This is a genomic window from Streptomyces diastaticus subsp. diastaticus (assembly GCF_011170125.1).
Taxonomy (GTDB): domain Bacteria; phylum Actinomycetota; class Actinomycetes; order Streptomycetales; family Streptomycetaceae; genus Streptomyces; species Streptomyces diastaticus.
On the sequence record NZ_BLLN01000003.1, the window covers coordinates 1312501 to 1330935 of the forward strand.

Below are 18435 nucleotides of genomic sequence, written 5' to 3' on the forward strand. Positions count from 1 at the left end.
TTGAGAACTGCACAGTGGACGCGAGCATCTGTGGCCAAGTTTTTAAGGGCGCACGGTGGATGCCTTGGCACCAGGAACCGATGAAGGACGTGGGAGGCCACGATAGTCCCCGGGGAGTCGTCAACCAGGCTTTGATCCGGGGGTTTCCGAATGGGGAAACCCGGCAGTCGTCATGGGCTGTCACCCGCTGCTGAACTCATAGGCAGTGTGGAGGGAACGCGGGGAAGTGAAACATCTCAGTACCCGCAGGAAGAGAAAACAACCGTGATTCCGGGAGTAGTGGCGAGCGAAACTGGATGAGGCTAAACCGTATGTGTGTGAGACCCGGCAGGGGTTGCGCATGCGGGGTTGTGGGATCTCTCTTCCACGGTCTGCCGGCCGTGGGACGAGTCATAAACCGTTGATGTAGGCGAAGGACATGCGAAAGGTCCGGCGTAGAGGGTAAGACCCCCGTAGTCGAAACGTCAGCGGCTCGTTTGAGAGACACCCAAGTAGCACGGGGCCCGAGAAATCCCGTGTGAATCTGGCGGGACCACCCGCTAAGCCTAAATATTCCCTGGTGACCGATAGCGGATAGTACCGTGAGGGAATGGTGAAAAGTACCGCGGGAGCGGAGTGAAATAGTACCTGAAACCGTGTGCCTACAAGCCGTGGGAGCGTCGCGCATCGAGTTTGCTCGGTGCGTCGTGACTGCGTGCCTTTTGAAGAATGAGCCTGCGAGTTAGCGGTGTGTAGCGAGGTTAACCCGTGTGGGGAAGCCGTAGCGAAAGCGAGTCCTAAGAGGGCGTTTGAGTTGCACGCTCTAGACCCGAAGCGGAGTGATCTAGCCATGGGCAGGTTGAAGCGGCTGTAAGAGGTCGTGGAGGACCGAACCCACCAGGGTTGAAAACCTGGGGGATGACCTGTGGTTAGGGGTGAAAGGCCAATCAAACTCCGTGATAGCTGGTTCTCCCCGAAATGCATTTAGGTGCAGCGTCGTGTGTTTCTTGCCGGAGGTAGAGCACTGGATAGGCGATGGGCCCTACCGGGTTACTGACCTTAGCCAAACTCCGAATGCCGGTAAGTGAGAGCGCGGCAGTGAGACTGTGGGGGATAAGCTCCATGGTCGAGAGGGAAACAGCCCAGAGCATCGACTAAGGCCCCTAAGCGTACGCTAAGTGGGAAAGGATGTGGAGTCGCAGAGACAACCAGGAGGTTGGCTTAGAAGCAGCCACCCTTGAAAGAGTGCGTAATAGCTCACTGGTCTAGTGATTCCGCGCCGACAATGTAGCGGGGCTCAAGCGTACCGCCGAAGTCGTGTCATTGCAGCAATACTCCCAACGGAGGCTGTGATGGGTAGGGGAGCGTCGTGTGCCGGGTGAAGCAGCCGTGGAAACGAGTTGTGGACGGTTCACGAGTGAGAATGCAGGCATGAGTAGCGATTCACACGTGAGAAACGTGTGCGCCGATTGACTAAGGGTTCCTGGGTCAAGCTGATCTGCCCAGGGTAAGTCGGGACCTAAGGCGAGGCCGACAGGCGTAGTCGATGGATAACCGGTTGATATTCCGGTACCCGCTGTGAAGCGTCAAACATTGAATCCAGTGATGCTAAGCCCGTGAAGCCGTTCCGGACCCTTCGGGGAATGGAAAGTGGTGGAGCCGGTGACCCGAGCTGGTAGTAGGTGAGTGATGGGGTGACGCAGGAAGGTAGTCCATCCCGGGCGGTGGTTGTCCCGGGGTAAGGGTGTAGGACGTCAGGTAGGTAAATCCGCCTGGCAATAGTCTGAGACCTGATGCCGAGCCGATTGTGGTGAAGTGGATGATCCTATGCTGTCGAGAAAAGCCTCTAGCGAGTTTCATGGCGGCCCGTACCCTAAACCGACTCAGGTGGTCAGGTAGAGAATACCGAGGCGTTCGGGTGAACTATGGTTAAGGAACTCGGCAAAATGCCCCCGTAACTTCGGGAGAAGGGGGGCCATGTCTGGTGATGAGTCTTGCACTCTGAGCTGGGTGTGGCCGCAGAGACCAGCGAGAAGCGACTGTTTACTAAAAACACAGGTCCGTGCGAAGCCGTAAGGCGATGTATACGGACTGACGCCTGCCCGGTGCTGGAACGTTAAGGGGACCGGTTAGTCACATTTCGGTGTGGCGAAGCTGAGAACTTAAGCGCCAGTAAACGGCGGTGGTAACTATAACCATCCTAAGGTAGCGAAATTCCTTGTCGGGTAAGTTCCGACCTGCACGAATGGCGTAACGACTTCTCGACTGTCTCAACCATAGGCCCGGTGAAATTGCATTACGAGTAAAGATGCTCGTTTCGCGCAGCAGGACGGAAAGACCCCGGGACCTTTACTACAGTTTGATATTGGTGTTCGGTTCGGCTTGTGTAGGATAGGTGGGAGACTGTGAAGCATGCACGCCAGTGTGTGTGGAGTCGTCGTTGAAATACCACTCTGGTCGTGCTGGATGTCTAACCTGGGTCCGTGATCCGGATCAGGGACAGTGTCTGATGGGTAGTTTAACTGGGGCGGTTGCCTCCTAAAGTGTAACGGAGGCGCCCAAAGGTTCCCTCAGCCTGGTTGGTAATCAGGTGTTGAGTGTAAGTGCACAAGGGAGCTTGACTGTGAGACCGACGGGTCGAGCAGGGACGAAAGTCGGGACTAGTGATCCGGCGGTGGCTTGTGGAAGCGCCGTCGCTCAACGGATAAAAGGTACCCCGGGGATAACAGGCTGATCTTCCCCAAGAGTCCATATCGACGGGATGGTTTGGCACCTCGATGTCGGCTCGTCGCATCCTGGGGCTGGAGTCGGTCCCAAGGGTTGGGCTGTTCGCCCATTAAAGCGGTACGCGAGCTGGGTTTAGAACGTCGTGAGACAGTTCGGTCCCTATCCGCTGTGCGCGTAGGAATATTGAGAAGGGCTGTCCCTAGTACGAGAGGACCGGGACGGACGAACCTCTGGTGTGCCAGTTGTTCTGCCAAGGGCATGGCTGGTTGGCTACGTTCGGGAGGGATAACCGCTGAAAGCATCTAAGCGGGAAGCCTGCTTCGAGATGAGTGTTCCCACCTCCTTGAGAGGGTAAGGCTCCCAGTAGACGACTGGGTTGATAGGCCGGATATGGAAGCCCTGTAAGGGGTGGAGTTGACCGGTACTAATAGGCCGAGGGCTTGTCCTCAGTTGCTCGCGTCCACTGTGTTGGTTCTGAAACCACGAACACCAACCGCACACTCATCTTCTGGTGGGTTGTGGTTGCTGGTGTGTTTCGTAGTGTTTCGGTGGTCATAGCGTGAGGGAAACGCCCGGTTACATTCCGAACCCGGAAGCTAAGCCTTACAGCGCCGATGGTACTGCAGGGGGGACCCTGTGGGAGAGTAGGTCGCCGCCGAACTCTTTGTGGCCTCGGGCCCGGAAAACCTGATCAAAGGTTTTCCGGGCCCGAGGCATTTCTGCGTCCAGGAGCGCTCAAGGCGACTTGTGCCCCCTCTGTGAAGGGGCGGTGGTGCGAGGGGTAAGGTCAGGGGGCAACATTGGCGCGTTACACCACAGGAGGCCCCCGGGTGGAGGTCCAGGAGACTCGGGTCCAGACGGACCGGGTCCTCACCATCCCCAACGTCCTCAGCATGGCCCGGCTGGTCGGCGTACCGCTGTTCCTGTGGCTCATCCTCCGGCCTGTCTTCGGCGGCCCGAACAGCGACGGCTGGGCGCTGCTGGTGCTCGCGCTGAGCGGGGTCAGTGACTACCTGGACGGCAAGCTGGCCAGACGGTGGAACCAGGTCAGCCGCCTCGGCCGGCTGCTGGACCCGGCCGCGGACCGGCTGTACATCCTCTCGACGCTCGTCGGACTCACCTGGCGCGAGATCCTCCCATGGTGGCTCACCGGGCTCCTCCTCGCCCGGGAACTGATGCTGCTGGTCATGGTCGGCATCCTCCGGCGCCACGGTTATCCGCCTCCCCAGGTGAACTTTCTGGGGAAGGCGGCTACCTTCAACTTGATGTACGCGTTTCCGTTGCTGCTCCTCAGTGAGGGCGGCAGCTGGCTCGCGTCGCTCGCAGCAGTTTTCGGATGGGCGTTCGCAGGATGGGGTACAACCCTCTACTGGTGGGCAGGGATTCTTTACGTGGTCCAGGTCCGCCGGCTTGTCAGAGCGGACGCCACGGCCGATTGAGCCCCGCCGTTGGGCGGCCGTAAGGCTGATGGTCCGCGCCACACCCAGTCGCGGACCGGACCGGCCGGGCGCAGTCGGCAAGACCGTCGTCTCTTCAAGGAGGACGCTTCCGACATGAAGGCCGTCGTTATGGCCGGAGGCGAAGGCACGCGCCTTCGCCCCATGACCTCAAGCATGCCCAAGCCGCTCCTGCCGGTGGTCAACCGGCCGATCATGGAGCATGTGCTGAGGCTGCTCAAACGGCATGGGCTCTCCGAGACCGTGGTCACCGTGCAGTTCCTGGCGTCGCTCGTCAGGAACTACTTCGGTGACGGCGAGGAACTCGGGATGGAACTCACCTATGCCAACGAGGAGAAGCCACTCGGGACAGCCGGCAGCGTCAAGAACGCGGAGGAAGCCCTCAAGGACGACGCCTTCCTCGTCATTTCCGGCGACGCGCTCACCGATTTCGACCTCACCGACCTCATCGCCTTCCACAAGGAGAAGGGCGCCCTGGTCACGGTCTGCCTGACCCGTGTCCCCAATCCCCTGGAATTCGGCATCACCATCGTCGACGACGACGGCAAGGTGGAACGTTTCCTGGAGAAGCCGACCTGGGGCCAGGTCTTCTCCGACACCGTGAACACGGGTATCTACGTCATGGAGCCCGAGGTCTTCGACTACGTCGAGGCCGACACCTCCGTCGACTGGTCCGGCGACGTCTTCCCGCAGCTGATGAAGGAGGGCAAGCCCGTCTACGGCTACATCGCCGAGGGCTACTGGGAGGACGTGGGAACCCACGAGAGCTATGTCAAGGCGCAGGCCGACGTCCTGGAGGGCAAGGTCGACGTCGAACTCGACGGATTCGAGATCTCGCCCGGTGTCTGGGTCGCCGAGGGCGCCGACGTCCACCCCGAAGCGGTACTGCGCGGCCCGGTCTACATCGGCGACTACGCCAAGGTCGAGGCGGGCGCCGAGATCCGCGAGGACACCGTCATCGGCTCCAACGTCGTCGTCAAGAGCGGATCGTTTCTGCACAAGACGGTCGTCCACGACAACGTCTACATCGGGCAGCAGAGCAACCTGCGTGGCTGCGTGATCGGCAAGAACACCGACGTGATGCGGGCCGCCCGGATCGAGGACGGCGCCGTCATCGGCGACGAGTGCTTCATCGGGGAAGAGTCGATCATCCAGGGCAACGTCCGGGTGTACCCCTTCAAGACCATCGAGGCCGGCGCCTTCGTCAACACCTCGGTGATCTGGGAGTCCCGCGGCCAGGCGCACCTCTTCGGGGCGCGCGGTGTCTCCGGCATCCTCAACGTGGAGATCACGCCCGAACTGGCCGTCCGCCTCGCGGGCGCCTACGCCACCACGCTCAAGAAGGGCTCGACGGTCACCACCGCGCGCGACCATTCGCGCGGTGCCCGCGCGCTGAAACGCGCGGTGATCTCGGCCCTCCAGGCCAGCGCCATCGACGTACGGGACCTGGAGAACGTCCCCTTGCCCGTCGCCCGTCAGCAGACGGCGCGCGGCAGTGCCGGCGGCATCATGATCCGCACCACCCAGGGTGTCCCCGACTCCGTCGACATCATGTTCTTCGACGGGCGCGGTGGTGACCTCTCCCAGGCGAGCCAGCGCAAGCTGGACAGGGTCTACGCCCGCCAGGAGTACCGGCGGGCGTTCCCCGGGGAGATCGGCGACCTGCACTTCCCGTCCAGCGTCTTCGACTCGTACACCGGGTCGCTGCTGCGCAACGTCGACACGACCGGCATCGCCGACTCCGGTCTCAAGGTCGTCGTCGACGCCTCCAACGGCAGTGCCGGGCTGGTCCTGCCCAGCCTGCTGGGGCGGCTCGGTGTCGACGCCCTCACCATCAACCCGGGACTCGACGAGTCGCGGCCGACCGAGACCGCGGAGAGCCGCCGGGCCGGACTGGTGCGGCTCGGTGAGATGGTGGCCTCCTCGCGGGCCGCGTTCGGCGTCCGGTTCGACCCGGTCGGCGAGCGGCTCTCGCTCGTGGACGAGAAGGGCCGGATCGTGGAGGACGACCGGGCGCTGCTGGTCATGCTCGACCTGGTCGCGGCCGACCGGCGCAGCGGACGGGTGGCGCTGCCCGTCACCACCACGCGGATCGCCGAACAGGTCGCCGCCTACCACGGGACGCAGGTCGAGTGGACGACGACCTCACCGGACGACCTCACCCGGGTCGGGCGGGACGAGGCGACGATCTTCGGCGGTGACGGACGGGGCGGCTTCATCGTCCCCGAGTTCAGCAGCGTCTTCGACGGGACCGCCGCGTTCGTCCGGCTCATCGGGCTGGTGGCGAGGACGCAGCTCACCCTCAGCCAGATCGACGCCCGCATCCCGCGTGCCCACGTCCTCAAGCGTGACCTGGCCACCCCGTGGGCGGTCAAGGGCCTGGTGATGCGGCGGGTGGTCGAGGAGGCCGGCGACCGGTTCGTCGACACCACGGACGGGGTCCGCGTGGTCGAGGCCGACGGCCGCTGGGTGATGGTCCTGCCCGACCGGGCCGAGGCCGTCACCCACCTGTGGGCCGAAGGACCGGACGACGAGTCGGCCGAGGCGCTGCTGGACGAGTGGGCGGCCGTGGTGGACAGCGCCGGGCGCTGACCGCCGGACACCCCGCCACCGGGCGGCCGCGGGCACCGCGCCCGCGGCCGCCCAAGCGCATTCGGAGGTGGGGCCCCGGCCGTGCGACGATGTGCGGCATGTCGCAGCAGCCCCCCGGACGGAGCAACGTCCCGCGCCGCCCGCGCCCCGACGCCTCCATGTCGCTGCTCACCAACGTGATGGACCACAGCCTTGACGACGGCTACGCCGAGGCCGCCGCACGCCGGGCCGCCGACGGGACCGCCGGAGTCCCACGCACCCTCAAGGCGAAACTGGGGCTGGCGGCCGGACTGGTCCTCGCCGCGCTCGTCGTCACCGTGGGCGCGGCCCAGGCCCGTGAGGACGCGCCGGTCGTCGCCAAGGAGCGCGAGGAACTCATCGACCGCATCGAGAGCGGTTCGGCCGCCGCCGACGGCCTGGAGGAGGACGTCGAGACGCTCCGGTCCGAGGTGGGCAGACGCCAGCGCGAGGCGCTCCAGAAGCACGGCGGGGACCAGGGCGCGCTCGTCGGCCTGCTCTCCGGGGCCACCGCCGTCCACGGACCGGGCCTCACGCTGGTGGTGGACGACGCCAAGGGGTCCGACACCGGGGGCGGTGGGCCGCGGGAGAGCGCCGGATTCTCCGACACCGGGCGGCTGCGCGACCGCGACATGCAGCGCATCGTCAACGGGCTCTGGCAGTCGGGCGCCGAGGCCGTGTCGATCAACGGGCAGCGCCTGACCGCCCTCTCGGCGATCAGGGCCGCCGGGGACGCCATACTGGTCGACAACAAGCCGCTGGGCCCGCCGTACACGGTGCTCGCGGTGGGCGACGGGCAGCGCCTCGCCGACCGCTTCCAAGGCAGCTCGGACGGGCAGTACCTCGCAGCCCTGCGGGAGAACTTCGGCATCCGCACGAAGATCACCGCGGAGGACGAGGTCAGCCTGCCCGCCGCACCGAGCGTGAGCGTACGAATCGCGGAGCCGACCGCGGGAAAGGGCACATCTTGATCGCCGTACTGGGGCTCCTCGTGGGAGTCGTGGCCGGACTGCTGGTCCGGCCCGAGGTACCCGCCGTCGTCGAGCCTTATCTGCCGATCGCCGTGGTGGCGGCGCTCGACGCCGTCTTCGGCGGGCTGCGTGCCATGCTCGACGGCATCTTCGACGACAAGGTGTTCGTCGTGTCGTTCCTGTCGAACGTCGTGGTCGCCGCTCTCATCGTCTTCCTCGGCGACCAGCTCGGGGTGGGCGCCCAGCTCTCCACCGGGGTCGTCGTGGTTCTCGGCATCCGCATCTTCTCCAACGCCGCCGCCATCCGCCGGCACGTGTTCAGGGCGTGAGGCCGATGCGTGACGACGAGCCCGGCGCCCGGGGTCCTGAGGCGGGGGAGGAACCCCGCCCGACGGGCCCGCCCCGGCGCCAGCCCCTGCCCGAAGCGGCTCCCGCACCCGCCCCCGAGCCCCGCCCGGAGGCCGAGCCGGCGCCGGCGGAGCTGACCGGGCGCCAGCGCCTGGTGAAGGGCCTGTGGCCGCCGCGCGTGACCCGCGCGCAGCTCACCGTGGCCCTGCTGCTCTTCGTGCTCGGCCTCGGTCTGGCCATCCAGGTGCGTTCCACCAACGACACCGGGGCGCTGCGCGGCGCCCGCCAGGACGATCTCGTCCGCATCCTCGATGAACTCGACGACCGCACCGAGCGTCTGGAAGACGAGAAGCAGCGTCTGGAGGACCAGCGGACCGAGCTGGAGAACAGCTCGGACCAGGCCGAGGAGGCGCGCCGCCAGACCGTCGAGAAGGAGCGTCAGTTGGGCATCCTCGCGGGGAACGTCGCGGCGACGGGCCCGGGCATCACCCTCACCGTCCAGGACCCCGCCGGCACCGTCCGCGCCGACATGCTCCTGGACGCCGTCCAGGAGCTGCGGGCGGCGGGCGCGGAGGCGATCCAGGTGAACGACGTGCGGGTGGTCGCGGGCACGTATCTGAGTGACGGCTCGGGCGGCGTCAACGTCGACGGGAACAAGATCACCCGTCCTTACCGTTTCAAGGTCATCGGTAATCCGCAGGATCTCGAACCGGCCCTCAACATCCCTGGTGGGGTGGTCCAGACGCTGGAGAAGGAGCAGGCCACGGTGGTGGTGACACGTGAGGAGAAGATCGTGGTGGACGCCTTGCGACCGGCGGAGCAGCCTGACTACGCTCGGTCGTCGAACGAGTGAGGCGCGAGTGTATGCGCCGTGTCCCGGCGGGGCATGAGGTTGCGGGGGGTCGGCGCACAGTGGAGGCGGCGCGTGGTGGAAACTGTGCGGTGGAGACGGACGCGGTGAAGGCGTCCGGATCGGCCGTCGTGTGCAATCAGGGTTCGTCCTGCCCCACGGGCGGGTCTGTTTCGGTCAAGGGGAATCGCCCGTGAAGTTGTTTGCGAAGTTGTTCGGCAAGAGTGGGCGCGAGGACGGCGGCAAGGCCGCCCGGCACCGCGCACCGAACCAGGGAGTGGAGGAGCAGGGAGAGCGTCCCCTGTTCCGTGACGAGGTGGCCGGCGGTGACAATTCGGGCGCGTCGTCCGTTGACCGCTCCGGTGCCGGCGGCATAGGTTTCGGTGAACCATCAACCTCAAGTACGGGTGGAGACTTCGGTCCCGGCCCGTACGGAACCGATGCCCCCGCAGGGCAGCCGCGGCAGGAGGGCCCGTCCATGGTGTGCAGCAGGTGCGGGCACCGCAACGCCGAGGCCGGCCGCTTCTGTTCCAACTGCGGAGCGCCCCTGACCGCCCAGGCGGCCCAGGAGCGTCCGTCGGAGACCACCTCGACGATCTCGATCTCGGGGCTGGAGGCGTACGAGGCGGAGGTGACCGGGCAGAACCCGGCGCCCACGCTCTCCCAGGAGGCCCAGGCCGCCGTGGACGCCCTCCCGGCCGGATCGGCGCTGCTGGTGGTGCGCCGCGGGCCCAACGCCGGCAGCCGGTTCCTGCTCGACGGGGACCTCACGACGGCGGGGCGCCACCCGCAGGGTGACATCTTCCTGGACGACGTGACGGTCTCCCGCCGCCACGTCGAGTTCCGCCGCCAGGAGGACGGGGCCTTCACCGTCGCCGACGTGGGCAGCCTCAACGGCACCTACGTCAACCGCGAGCGCATCGACGCCGTCGCGCTCGCCAACGGCGACGAGGTGCAGATCGGCAAGTACCGGCTGGTCTTCTACGCCAGCCAGCGGGGCATCTGACCGTCAGGAAGGTCTATGCGTCAATCAGCGAGGGGCGGTGCCGGCAACGGCACCGCCGCCGCCGACAGTCGGCCGGTGAGTATCGGCACGGTGCTCAGCACGCTCCGTGACGAGTTCCCCGAAGTGACCATCTCCAAGATCCGTTTCCTGGAGTCCGAGGGGCTCATCGAGCCGCAACGGACCCCCTCGGGCTACCGCAAGTTCAGCCCGCAGGACATCGAGCGGCTCGCGCAGGTGCTCCGCATGCAGCGCGACCACTACCTCCCGCTCAAGGTCATCAAGGAGCACCTGGACGCCGTCGAGCGCGGTGAGGAACACCCGCTCCCCGCCGTCGGCCGGCAGCGCGAGGCCGGGGACCCGGAGCCCGGCACCCCCACCGTCCGCCGGATCGGCCGGGCGGAGCTCCTGACCGCCGCCGGGGTCGGCGAGGAGGAACTCGCCGAGTGGGAGTCGTACGGGCTGATCGGTCCGCTGCCCGAGGGGGACTACGACGCCCAGGCGGTGCGTGTCGCCGCTCTGGTGGCCGAACTGGGCCGCTCGGGAATCGAGCCCCGGCATCTGCGGGCCATGAAGGCCGCCGCGGACCGGGAGGCATCCCTGGTCGAGCAGATCGTCGCACCCCTGCGCCTGCACCGGAATCCGCAGACCAGAGCCCATGCCCAGGAGCGCACCAGGGAACTGGCCGAGCTCACCACGAGCCTCCATTCGGTGTTCTTCCAGGCCGCCCTCGGCGTGCGTCCGTCCTGATCCGGCGTGATCCGGGGGGAGCCCGACTACCCAAACCCGCCGGGCACGTCCTAGGGTTGCTGTGTGAACGAGCTCGACGTCGTAGGTGTCCGGGTCGAAATGCCCTCCAACCAGCCGATCGTGCTCCTGCGCGAAGTGGGAGGCGACCGCTACCTCCCCATCTGGATCGGACCGGGTGAGGCGACCGCCATCGCGTTTGCCCAGCAGGGCATGGCCCCTGCCAGGCCGCTGACGCACGACCTCTTCAAGGACGTCCTGGAGGCCGTGGGGCAGGAGCTGACCGAAGTGCGCATCACCGACCTGCGGGAAGGCGTCTTCTACGCGGAACTGGTCTTCGCCGGCGGGGTCGAGGTGAGTGCCCGCCCGTCCGACGCCATAGCGCTCGCGCTGCGCACCGGCACGCCGATCTACGGCAGTGACGGGGTCCTCGACGACGCGGGTATCGCCATCCCGGACGAGCAGGAGGACGAGGTCGAGAAGTTCCGCGAGTTCCTCGACCAGATCTCGCCCGAGGACTTCGGCACCAACAACAGCCAGTAGCGAGAGTCACCCCCGCCGGCCATTCGGCGCCCCTTTCCCGGAAGCGGGACACGGTAAACCACTCTTGGGGGGAATATCACCCGGCGTGGCGAGTGTGGCGATCGTTGACGCACCCCGGGTGACTGCCTACCGTCGACAAGCAGGTCAAGGACGGAGGGTCGGCGTGAGCATCAGCGGCGACGGTACGACGGGGGGTGCTCCGGGGCTCAGCCCCCGCGAGCGCGGTCCGTACCCGCTTCACGGCAGGTCGGCGGCACGGCAGGGGCGGCCGGTCGAGGCCGTCGCGGACGGCATGGAGAGGGCCGGGGACGACATCGGATACCGGGGGCCCACCGCCTGCGCCGCGGCCGGGATCACCTACCGCCAACTGGACTACTGGGCTCGTACGGGACTGGTCGAGCCGAGCGTGAGGCCGCCGCACGGAGGCGGTGCGCAACGGCTCTACGGCTTCTGTGACGTGGTCGTCCTCAAGATCGTCAAGCGGCTCCTGGACACCGGCGTGTCCTTGCAGAACATCCGCACCACCGTCCAGCACCTGCGTGACGGAGGTTTCCGCGACCTGGAACGGATGACGCTGATGAGTGACGGCGCCACCGTCTACGAGTGCACCTCGCCCGACGAGGTGGTCGGCCTCCTCCAGGGCGGTCAGGGCGTCTTCGGCATCGCCGTGGGCGTGGTCTGCCAGGACGTGGAGAGTGCCCTCGCGCAGCTTCACGGCGAGCGGGTGGAGACCGGCGAGACGGTGATCCGCCACCACCCCGCCGACGAACTCGCCCGGCGGCGCAACCGCGCGGTCTGAACCGCGCCCCCGAGCCGCACGGCCACCGTTGTCGGTGGCATGGGGCAGCATCGAAGACGTGAGATCCACGCCGACCATCCTCCACCTGGACATGGACGCCTTCTACGCCTCGGCGGAGCAGGCCGCCAAGCCGAGCCTGCGTGGCAAGGCGGTGGTGGTCGGCGGGCTGGGGCCGCGCGGTGTGGTCGCGACCGCCTCGTACGAGGCACGGCGGTTCGGGGTGCACTCGGCGATGCCCACCGCGCAGGCGCGCCGGCTGGCGCCGCACGCCGCCTATCTCACGCCTCGCTTCACCCTCTACCGCGACATCAGCAACCAGGTCATGGGGCTGCTGCGGGCGCTCTCCCCGCTGGTGGAGCCGCTCAGCCTCGACGAGGCCTTCGTCGACCTGGAAGCGGGTGGGGCCGCCTGGGACAGCGCCTCGGCCCAGGAGACGGCCCGCCGGCTGCGGGCGGACATCCGGCGGGTCACCGGGCTGAGCGGATCGGTCGGGCTCGCCGTGTCGAAGATGCTCGCCAAGATCGGCTCCGAGCGGGCCAAACCCGACGGCCTGCTCCTGATCGAGCCGGGTACCGAGCGGGATCTGTTGGCACCGCTTCCGGTCCGGGTGCTGCCGGGCGTCGGCCCGGCCACCGGAGACCACCTGCGCCGCGCGGGCATCACCACCGTCGAGGAGATCGCCGAGGCGGGCCAGGACGAACTGGTCCGGCTGCTCGGCAAGGCGCACGGCGCGGGGCTGTACGCCATGGCCCTCGCCCTCGACGAGCGGCCCGTCGTCTCGGAGCGCGAGGGCAAGTCCGTCTCCGTGGAGGACACCTACGACCTCGACATCCACGACCGGGTCCGGGTGCGCGGCGAGGTCGCGCGGCTGGCGGAGCGGTGCACCGGGCGGCTGCGCGAGGCGGGCCGTTCAGGGCGCACGGTGGTCCTCAAGGTCCGCCGGTACGACTTCTCGACCCTGACGCGTTCGGAGACGCTGCGCGGCCCCACCGACGACCCCGCCGTCGTCCGGGAGTCGGCCGCCCGGCTCCTGGAGGGCGTGGACACCACTGGTGGTGTCCGGCTCCTGGGCGTGGGCGTGAGCGGCCTCGCCGACTACACACAGGAGGACCTGTTCGCCCAGGCCGCGGGGGAGCGGGCGGTCGCCGGGAAGACCGGGCGGGAGCCGGAGGCCCCCGAGGGGATTGAGGCCGAGGCCGTGGACACCGTGGCGCCGGCGGCGCCGGAGGAACGGCGCTGGCCCGCCGGCCATGACGTCGTCCACGAAGTCCACGGCCACGGCTGGATCCAGGGGAGCGGCGTGGGGCGGGTGACGGTCCGCTTCGAGACACCGACCTCGGCGCCGGGCCGGGTGCGCACCTTCCGCACGGAGGACCCGGAGCTCAGCCTGACCGCGCCGCTGCCGCTGGTGGTGGAGAGCGGACACGGGGAGGGGTGACCGGCGGGCGGGGCCCGCGCGGCCTCCGGGGTCCGGCCGTGTTCCCGGCGCTCCCGCCCGCTCTCCCCCGGCCCTGGGTCAGGTCTCCTCGGTGCCCGCGACGTGGCCGAAGTCGCGGTCCGCGGGCGGCTCCGGGGCGGCGAGGTCCAGGCCGTAGTGATGGTAGAGCTGGAGTTCCTGCTCCGGGGAGAGGTGGCGGCCCACACCGAAGTCCGGGGCGTCGCGGATGAGGGCGCGCGCGAACGGTATACGCAGTCCTCCGTCGGTCAGCTCGCTCGGTTCGAGGGGGACGAAGGCGTCGCGGCTGAAGAGGCCGGTGCGGACGGCGGCCCACTCGGGGACGCCGGTCGCGTCGTCCAGATAGACCTCGTCGACCGTGCCCACCTTGGTGCCGTCGCGGTCGAACGCCTTGCGTCCGATCAGGCTGCGGGGATCGATATCGCTCTGCACGGAACCCTCCCAGGGCATCGCAGCACATCCGTCCCTCCTACGAAAGAGCACTTCCTGCCGCTCGGCCACTCGAACGGACCCTGCGTGGTCCCCGCTGATAGGCTGGCTGTGGCTGTCGACCCCGTGCGGGAGAGTCCTCCGGCGATCACCGCGGAGGCGCCGAAGGAGCAACTCCTCCCCGGAATCTCTCAGGCCCCCGTACCGCACGGACGAGGTCACTCTGGAAAGCAGGGCGGGTGGCGGACGGTCCGTGCGCACCTCGGCCTCACCGACGGTGAAAACCGGTGCCCGCGCCGGTGAAGCTCTCAGGTCCGGATGACAGAGGGGGAGGCCGTACGGGCACCCGCGGCGGGTGCCCCTCGCAGGTCGCGTCGACCAGGAGGCCTCCGCAATGACCGCCAACCGCATCCCGCTCTCCCGCCTGGAACAGGGCGTCCCGTTCGAACAGCGGCACATCGGGCCCGACGCCGGTGACCGCGCCAAGATGCTGGCCCAGGTGGGCTACGGCTCGCTGGACGAACTCACCGCCGCCGCCGTCCCCGACGTGATCAAGAGCGCCGACGCCCTGGACCTGCCCGAGGGCCGCTCGGAGGCCGAGGTCCTCGCCGAACTGCGCGGTCTCGCCGACCGCAACCAGGTCGTCGACTCCATGATCGGCCTCGGCTACTACGGCACCTTCACCCCGCCGGTCATCCTGCGCAACGTCATGGAGAACCCGGCCTGGTACACGGCGTACACGCCCTACCAGCCGGAGATCTCGCAGGGCCGGCTGGAGGCGCTGCTGAACTTCCAGACCGCCGTGGCCGACCTCACCGGCCTGCCCACCTCCGGCGCCTCGCTGCTGGACGAAGGCACCGCCGCGGCCGAGGCGATGGCGCTGTCGCGCCGGGTCGGCAAGGTCAAGGAGGGCGTCTTCCTCATCGACGCCGACGCCTTCCCGCAGACCGTCGCGGTGATCGAGACGCGCGCCGAGCCGACCGGTGTCGAGGTGGTCGTCGCCGACCTCGGCGAGGGCATCCCCGCCGAGGTGGCCGAGCGGGGCGTCTTCGGCGTCCTCCTCCAGTACCCCGGCGCCTCCGGCGCCGTCCGCGACCTCAAGCCGGTGATCGACGCGGCGCACGAGCTGGGCGCCGTCGTCACCGTCGCCGCCGACCTGCTCGCCCTGACCCTGCTGACCCCGCCCGGACAGCTCGGCGCGGACATCGCCGTCGGCACCACCCAGCGCTTCGGTGTCCCGATGGGCTTCGGCGGCCCCCACGCCGGATACATGGCGGTCCGCGAGAAGTTCGCCCGCAGCCTGCCCGGCCGCCTGGTCGGCGTCTCGGTGGACGCCGACGGCGACCGCGCGTACCGGCTCGCCCTCCAGACGCGCGAGCAGCACATCCGCCGTGAGAAGGCCACCAGCAACATCTGCACCGCGCAGGTACTGCTCGCCGTGATGGCCGGCATGTACGCCGTCTACCACGGGCCCGAGGGACTGCGCGCCATCGCCGGACGCACCCACCGTTTCGCGGCGCTCCTCGCCGCCGGTCTCCGCCAGGGCGGTGTCGAGGTCACCGAGGAGTCCTTCTTCGACACCGTGACGGCGCGGGTTCCCGGCCGGGCCGCCGAGGTCGCCTCCGCCGCCCGCGAGCGGGGAGTCAACCTGCGGCTGGTCGACACCGACCACGTCTCCGTCGCCTGCGACGAGACCACCACCCGCGCCCACCTCACCGCCGTCTGGGAGTCCTTCGGTGTCGGCGCCGACGTGGACCAGCTGGACGGGGCCGCGCCGGACGCGCTGCCCGGGACGCTGCTCCGCGAGGACGCGTACCTGACCCACCCGGTCTTCCACCAGTACCGCTCCGAGACGGCCATGCTCCGCTACCTGCGCCGGCTGGCCGACCGGGACTACGCGCTGGACCGGGGCATGATCCCGCTCGGCTCGTGCACGATGAAGCTGAACGCCACCACCGAGATGGAGCCGGTCACCTGGCCGGAGTTCGGCGCCCTGCACCCCTTCGCCCCCGCCGGCCAGGCGCAGGGCTACCTCACGCTCATCCGCGAGCTGGAGGAGCGCCTCGCCGAGGTCACCGGCTACGACAAGGTCTCCCTCCAGCCCAACGCCGGTTCGCAGGGCGAACTGGCCGGGCTGCTCGCCGTACGCGGTTACCACCGGGCCAACGGCGACCTGGACCGTACCGTCTGCCTGATCCCCTCCTCGGCCCACGGCACCAACGCCGCCAGCGCCGTCATGGCCGGTATGAAGGTCGTCGTCGTGAAGACCTCCGACGACGGCGAGATCGAGATCGGGGACCTGCGGGCCAAGATCGAGCAGTACCGCGACCAGCTCGCCGTGCTCATGATCACCTACCCGTCGACCCACGGTGTCTTCGAGGCGCACGTCGCCGACATCTGCGCCGCCGTCCACGACGCGGGCGGCCAGGTGTACGTCGACGGCGCCAACCTCAACGCGCTGGTCGGCCTCGCCAAGCCCGGCCGGTTCGGCGGTGACGTCTCCCACCTCAACCTGCACAAGACCTTCTGCATCCCGCACGGCGGCGGCGGCCCCGGCGTCGGTCCGGTCGGCGTCCGCGCGCACCTGGCGCCCTACCTGCCCAACCACCCGCTCCAGCCCGCCGCCGGACCCGCCACCGGTGTCGGCCCCGTCTCGGCCGCCCCGTGGGGTTCGGCGGGCATACTCCCGATCTCCTGGTCGTACGTCCGGCTGATGGGCGGCGAGGGGCTCAAGCGCGCCACCCAGGTCGCGGTCCTCGGCGCCAACTACATCGCCAAGCGGCTGGAGCCGCACTTCCCGGTGCTCTACACCGGTCCCGGCGGTCTCGTCGCCCACGAGTGCATCATCGACCTGCGTCCGCTCACCAAGGCCACCGGTGTCAGCGTCGACGACGTCGCCAAGAGGCTGGTCGACTACGGCTTCCACGCGCCGACCATGTCCTTCCCGGTCGCCGGCACGCTGATGATCGAGCCGACCGAGAGCGAGAACCTCGCCGAGCTGGACCGCTTCTGCGAGGCGATGATCGCCATCCGCGCCGAGATCGAGCAGGTGGCCACCGGCGCCTGGCCGGCCGAGGACAACCCGCTGCGCAACGCCCCGCACACCGCCCGCACCCTCACCGGCGAGTGGGACCACCCGTACACCCGCGAGCAGGCCGTCTTCCCGTCGGGTGTGCACGCGGCCGACAAGTACTGGCCGCCGGTCCGCCGGATCGACCAGGCCTACGGCGACCGCAACCTGGTCTGTTCCTGCCCGCCGCTGGACGCCTACGAGGACTGAGTCGCGGCTCCGGGAGGGGCACACACGTGAGGGCCGGTTCGGACATGTCTCCGAGCCGGCCCCGCCGTTTCTCCTCGCACGGTGCGTGGCGACCGCGCTTCCTCGCTCACGCCGCCCTGGTCACCCGTCCCGGGGTCAGCGGCCGGTGCGGGGGGACGATCTGCCCGTCGGGCAGCAGCTCCCCGGTGTCCTCGAAGATGACGACTCCGTTGCACAGCAGGCTCCACCCTTGTTCCGGGCGGTGCGCCCGGAGGCGGGCGGCCTCCCGGTCGGCGGAGTCGGCGGTGGGGCAGAGAGGCTGGTGCTGGCACATGGGTGGGTTCTCTCCCTGCGATGTGGTTGCTGTCCTGCGGCTCGACGTCGTGGTCATGACCGTCCCCCGGTCTGCTCGGTCCGTCCCAGTGTTGCCTCGTGGCGCTGAATCCGCAGCCGTTTCGCGGCAGCGCTCCTCGTGCGGGGAGGACGCGTCACCCGTGCGGGCGGTTCGTGCCAACTGCCCTGTCAGTTCGGGTGGTTGGAAGTGGCCACATCGGGCTAGCCCAGAAGGGTGGGTGCCCCGGGGCGCGAGGAGGGCGTGGTGTTTCCCCGCGCCCCGGGGCGGACGGCGGACCGTCGCCGGCCCGGACGGTCAGGCCGGCAGCAGCGGCCCCGGCAACTGGCCGGGCGAGAGGCGGCGGGTCAGCACCGGCAGCAGCTCGGCCGCCGGATAGGGCCGGTGGGCGGCGATGCCGGGCGGGGCCGGGGCGATCGGGACGAGAAGGTCGGTGGGGAGGGGGCCGCCCCGGCCGGCGTCGGCCGCCGGGTCGCCGTGCAGCCAGAGCGTCAGCATGTACAGCCCCGGGACCGACAGCAGGCGCGGCTGGTGCGGCTCGGCGAGGCCGTCGGCCTTGCGCAGGGCCGCCTCGGTGGCGGTGGCGTACGGACCTTCGAAGAAGTGGGAGAAGGCCCAGCCGTCCGGGGTGAGGCGGGTGTCGGCGGCGGCCACGGCCCGGTCGCCGCTGCGGATGAGGAACCGCCAGCCGGCCAGCCGGGTCGGCGATTCGCTCTCCAGGGTGGCGCGGTCCATGACGTGGACGGGCAGCGGGAGTTCCGGGCGGGTGGGACCGGTCGCCGCGCGGAGCGCGGAGGTGCGGGCCTCGCGGACGGCCGTCGGGGAGCCGAGGGCGGCGAGGACGCTGCGCTCGGCGGGCGCGGGAGCCGGGAAGAAGTGCAGCGGCATGGTGGGTCGCCTCTCGT

Annotated in this window: 14 protein-coding genes, 2 rRNA genes and 1 riboswitch; of the genes, 13 read left to right on the forward strand and 3 right to left on the reverse strand. The window is 68.7% G+C overall.

Annotated elements, in window-relative coordinates:
* Positions 1-32: 32 nt before the first annotated feature.
* From Sdia_RS14325 to Sdia_RS14380, 12 genes are all read left to right on the forward strand, one after another.
* Positions 33-3154 (forward strand): 23S ribosomal RNA (locus tag Sdia_RS14325).
* Between the two features lie 96 nt (positions 3155-3250).
* Positions 3251-3367 (forward strand): 5S ribosomal RNA (rrf, locus tag Sdia_RS14330).
* A 169-nt stretch (positions 3368-3536) separates the two neighbouring features.
* Positions 3537-4145: a cardiolipin synthase ClsA gene (clsA, locus tag Sdia_RS14335; RefSeq protein WP_100455504.1), complete on the forward strand. Its 609-nt coding sequence runs from the start codon at positions 3537-3539 to the stop codon at positions 4143-4145.
* Between the two features lie 114 nt (positions 4146-4259).
* Positions 4260-6755 carry a mannose-1-phosphate guanyltransferase gene (locus tag Sdia_RS14340; protein WP_100455505.1) on the forward strand — a complete coding sequence of 832 codons (2496 nt, stop codon included), beginning with the start codon at positions 4260-4262 and terminating at the stop codon, positions 6753-6755.
* An 89-nt stretch (positions 6756-6844) separates the two neighbouring features.
* Positions 6845-7744: a DUF881 domain-containing protein gene (locus Sdia_RS14345; protein ID WP_189500293.1), complete on the forward strand. Its 900-nt coding sequence runs from the start codon at positions 6845-6847 to the stop codon at positions 7742-7744.
* Positions 7741-8073 (forward strand): small basic family protein, encoded by a 333-nt coding sequence (locus Sdia_RS14350; protein WP_003946928.1) that lies wholly within the window; start codon positions 7741-7743, stop codon positions 8071-8073. Before Sdia_RS14345 ends, Sdia_RS14350 begins: the two co-directional genes overlap by 4 nt.
* Positions 8074-8078: 5 nt before the next feature.
* Positions 8079-8945: a DUF881 domain-containing protein gene (locus tag Sdia_RS14355; protein WP_100455507.1), complete on the forward strand. Its 867-nt coding sequence runs from the start codon at positions 8079-8081 to the stop codon at positions 8943-8945.
* Between the two features lie 82 nt (positions 8946-9027).
* Positions 9028-9948, forward strand: a complete 921-nt coding sequence (locus Sdia_RS30120; protein WP_100455508.1) for a double zinc ribbon and FHA domain-containing protein — start codon at positions 9028-9030, stop codon at positions 9946-9948.
* Positions 9949-9963: 15 nt separating this feature from the next.
* The gene (ftsR, locus tag Sdia_RS14365; protein WP_100455509.1) at positions 9964-10695 is read left to right on the forward strand and encodes a transcriptional regulator FtsR; all 732 of its coding nucleotides are present in this window, start codon (positions 9964-9966) and stop codon (positions 10693-10695) included.
* Between the two features lie 63 nt (positions 10696-10758).
* The gene (locus Sdia_RS14370; protein WP_026171779.1) at positions 10759-11235 is read left to right on the forward strand and encodes a bifunctional nuclease family protein; all 477 of its coding nucleotides are present in this window, start codon (positions 10759-10761) and stop codon (positions 11233-11235) included.
* Between the two features lie 163 nt (positions 11236-11398).
* Positions 11399-12034, forward strand: a complete 636-nt coding sequence (locus Sdia_RS14375) for a MerR family transcriptional regulator (protein ID WP_124288506.1) — start codon at positions 11399-11401, stop codon at positions 12032-12034.
* 58 nt (positions 12035-12092) lie between these two features.
* Entirely contained in the window at positions 12093-13472 is a 1380-nt protein-coding gene (locus Sdia_RS14380) for a DNA polymerase IV (protein ID WP_189500294.1), read from the forward strand.
* 78 nt (positions 13473-13550) lie between these two features.
* Here Sdia_RS14380 and Sdia_RS14385 read toward each other — a convergent pair whose 3' ends face one another.
* Positions 13551-13922, reverse strand: coding sequence for a PRC-barrel domain-containing protein (locus tag Sdia_RS14385; protein WP_164378714.1), 372 nt, complete (start codon positions 13920-13922; stop codon positions 13551-13553).
* A gap of 116 nt (positions 13923-14038) precedes the next feature.
* Positions 14039-14136, forward strand: a riboswitch (glycine riboswitch).
* Between the two features lie 177 nt (positions 14137-14313).
* Here Sdia_RS14385 and gcvP point away from each other — a divergent pair.
* Positions 14314-17199, forward strand: a complete 2886-nt coding sequence (gene gcvP, locus Sdia_RS14390; RefSeq protein ID WP_189500295.1) for an aminomethyl-transferring glycine dehydrogenase — start codon at positions 14314-14316, stop codon at positions 17197-17199.
* Between the two features lie 106 nt (positions 17200-17305).
* On the opposite strand, the gene Sdia_RS14395 is transcribed toward gcvP, so the two are convergent.
* Positions 17306-17512, reverse strand: a complete 207-nt coding sequence (locus tag Sdia_RS14395) for a DUF5999 family protein (RefSeq protein ID WP_100455513.1) — start codon at positions 17510-17512, stop codon at positions 17306-17308.
* A gap of 315 nt (positions 17513-17827) precedes the next feature.
* The gene (locus Sdia_RS14400) at positions 17828-18418 is read right to left on the reverse strand and encodes a hypothetical protein (RefSeq protein ID WP_100455514.1); all 591 of its coding nucleotides are present in this window, start codon (positions 18416-18418) and stop codon (positions 17828-17830) included.
* Between the last annotated feature and the right edge of the window lie 17 nt (positions 18419-18435).

Coding starts and splice junctions, on each gene's coding strand:
- Sdia_RS14355 (WP_100455507.1), top strand. CDS start 8,079: ATGCGTGACGACGAGCCCGGCGCCCGGGGTCCTGAGGCGGGGGAGGAA.
- Sdia_RS14395 (WP_100455513.1), bottom strand. CDS start 17,512: ATGTGCCAGCACCAGCCTCTCTGCCCCACCGCCGACTCCGCCGACCGG.
- gcvP (WP_189500295.1), top strand. CDS start 14,314: ATGACCGCCAACCGCATCCCGCTCTCCCGCCTGGAACAGGGCGTCCCG.
- ftsR (WP_100455509.1), top strand. CDS start 9,964: ATGCGTCAATCAGCGAGGGGCGGTGCCGGCAACGGCACCGCCGCCGCC.
- Sdia_RS14345 (WP_189500293.1), top strand. CDS start 6,845: ATGTGCGGCATGTCGCAGCAGCCCCCCGGACGGAGCAACGTCCCGCGC.
- Sdia_RS14340 (WP_100455505.1), top strand. CDS start 4,260: ATGAAGGCCGTCGTTATGGCCGGAGGCGAAGGCACGCGCCTTCGCCCC.
- Sdia_RS14400 (WP_100455514.1), bottom strand. CDS start 18,418: ATGCCGCTGCACTTCTTCCCGGCTCCCGCGCCCGCCGAGCGCAGCGTC.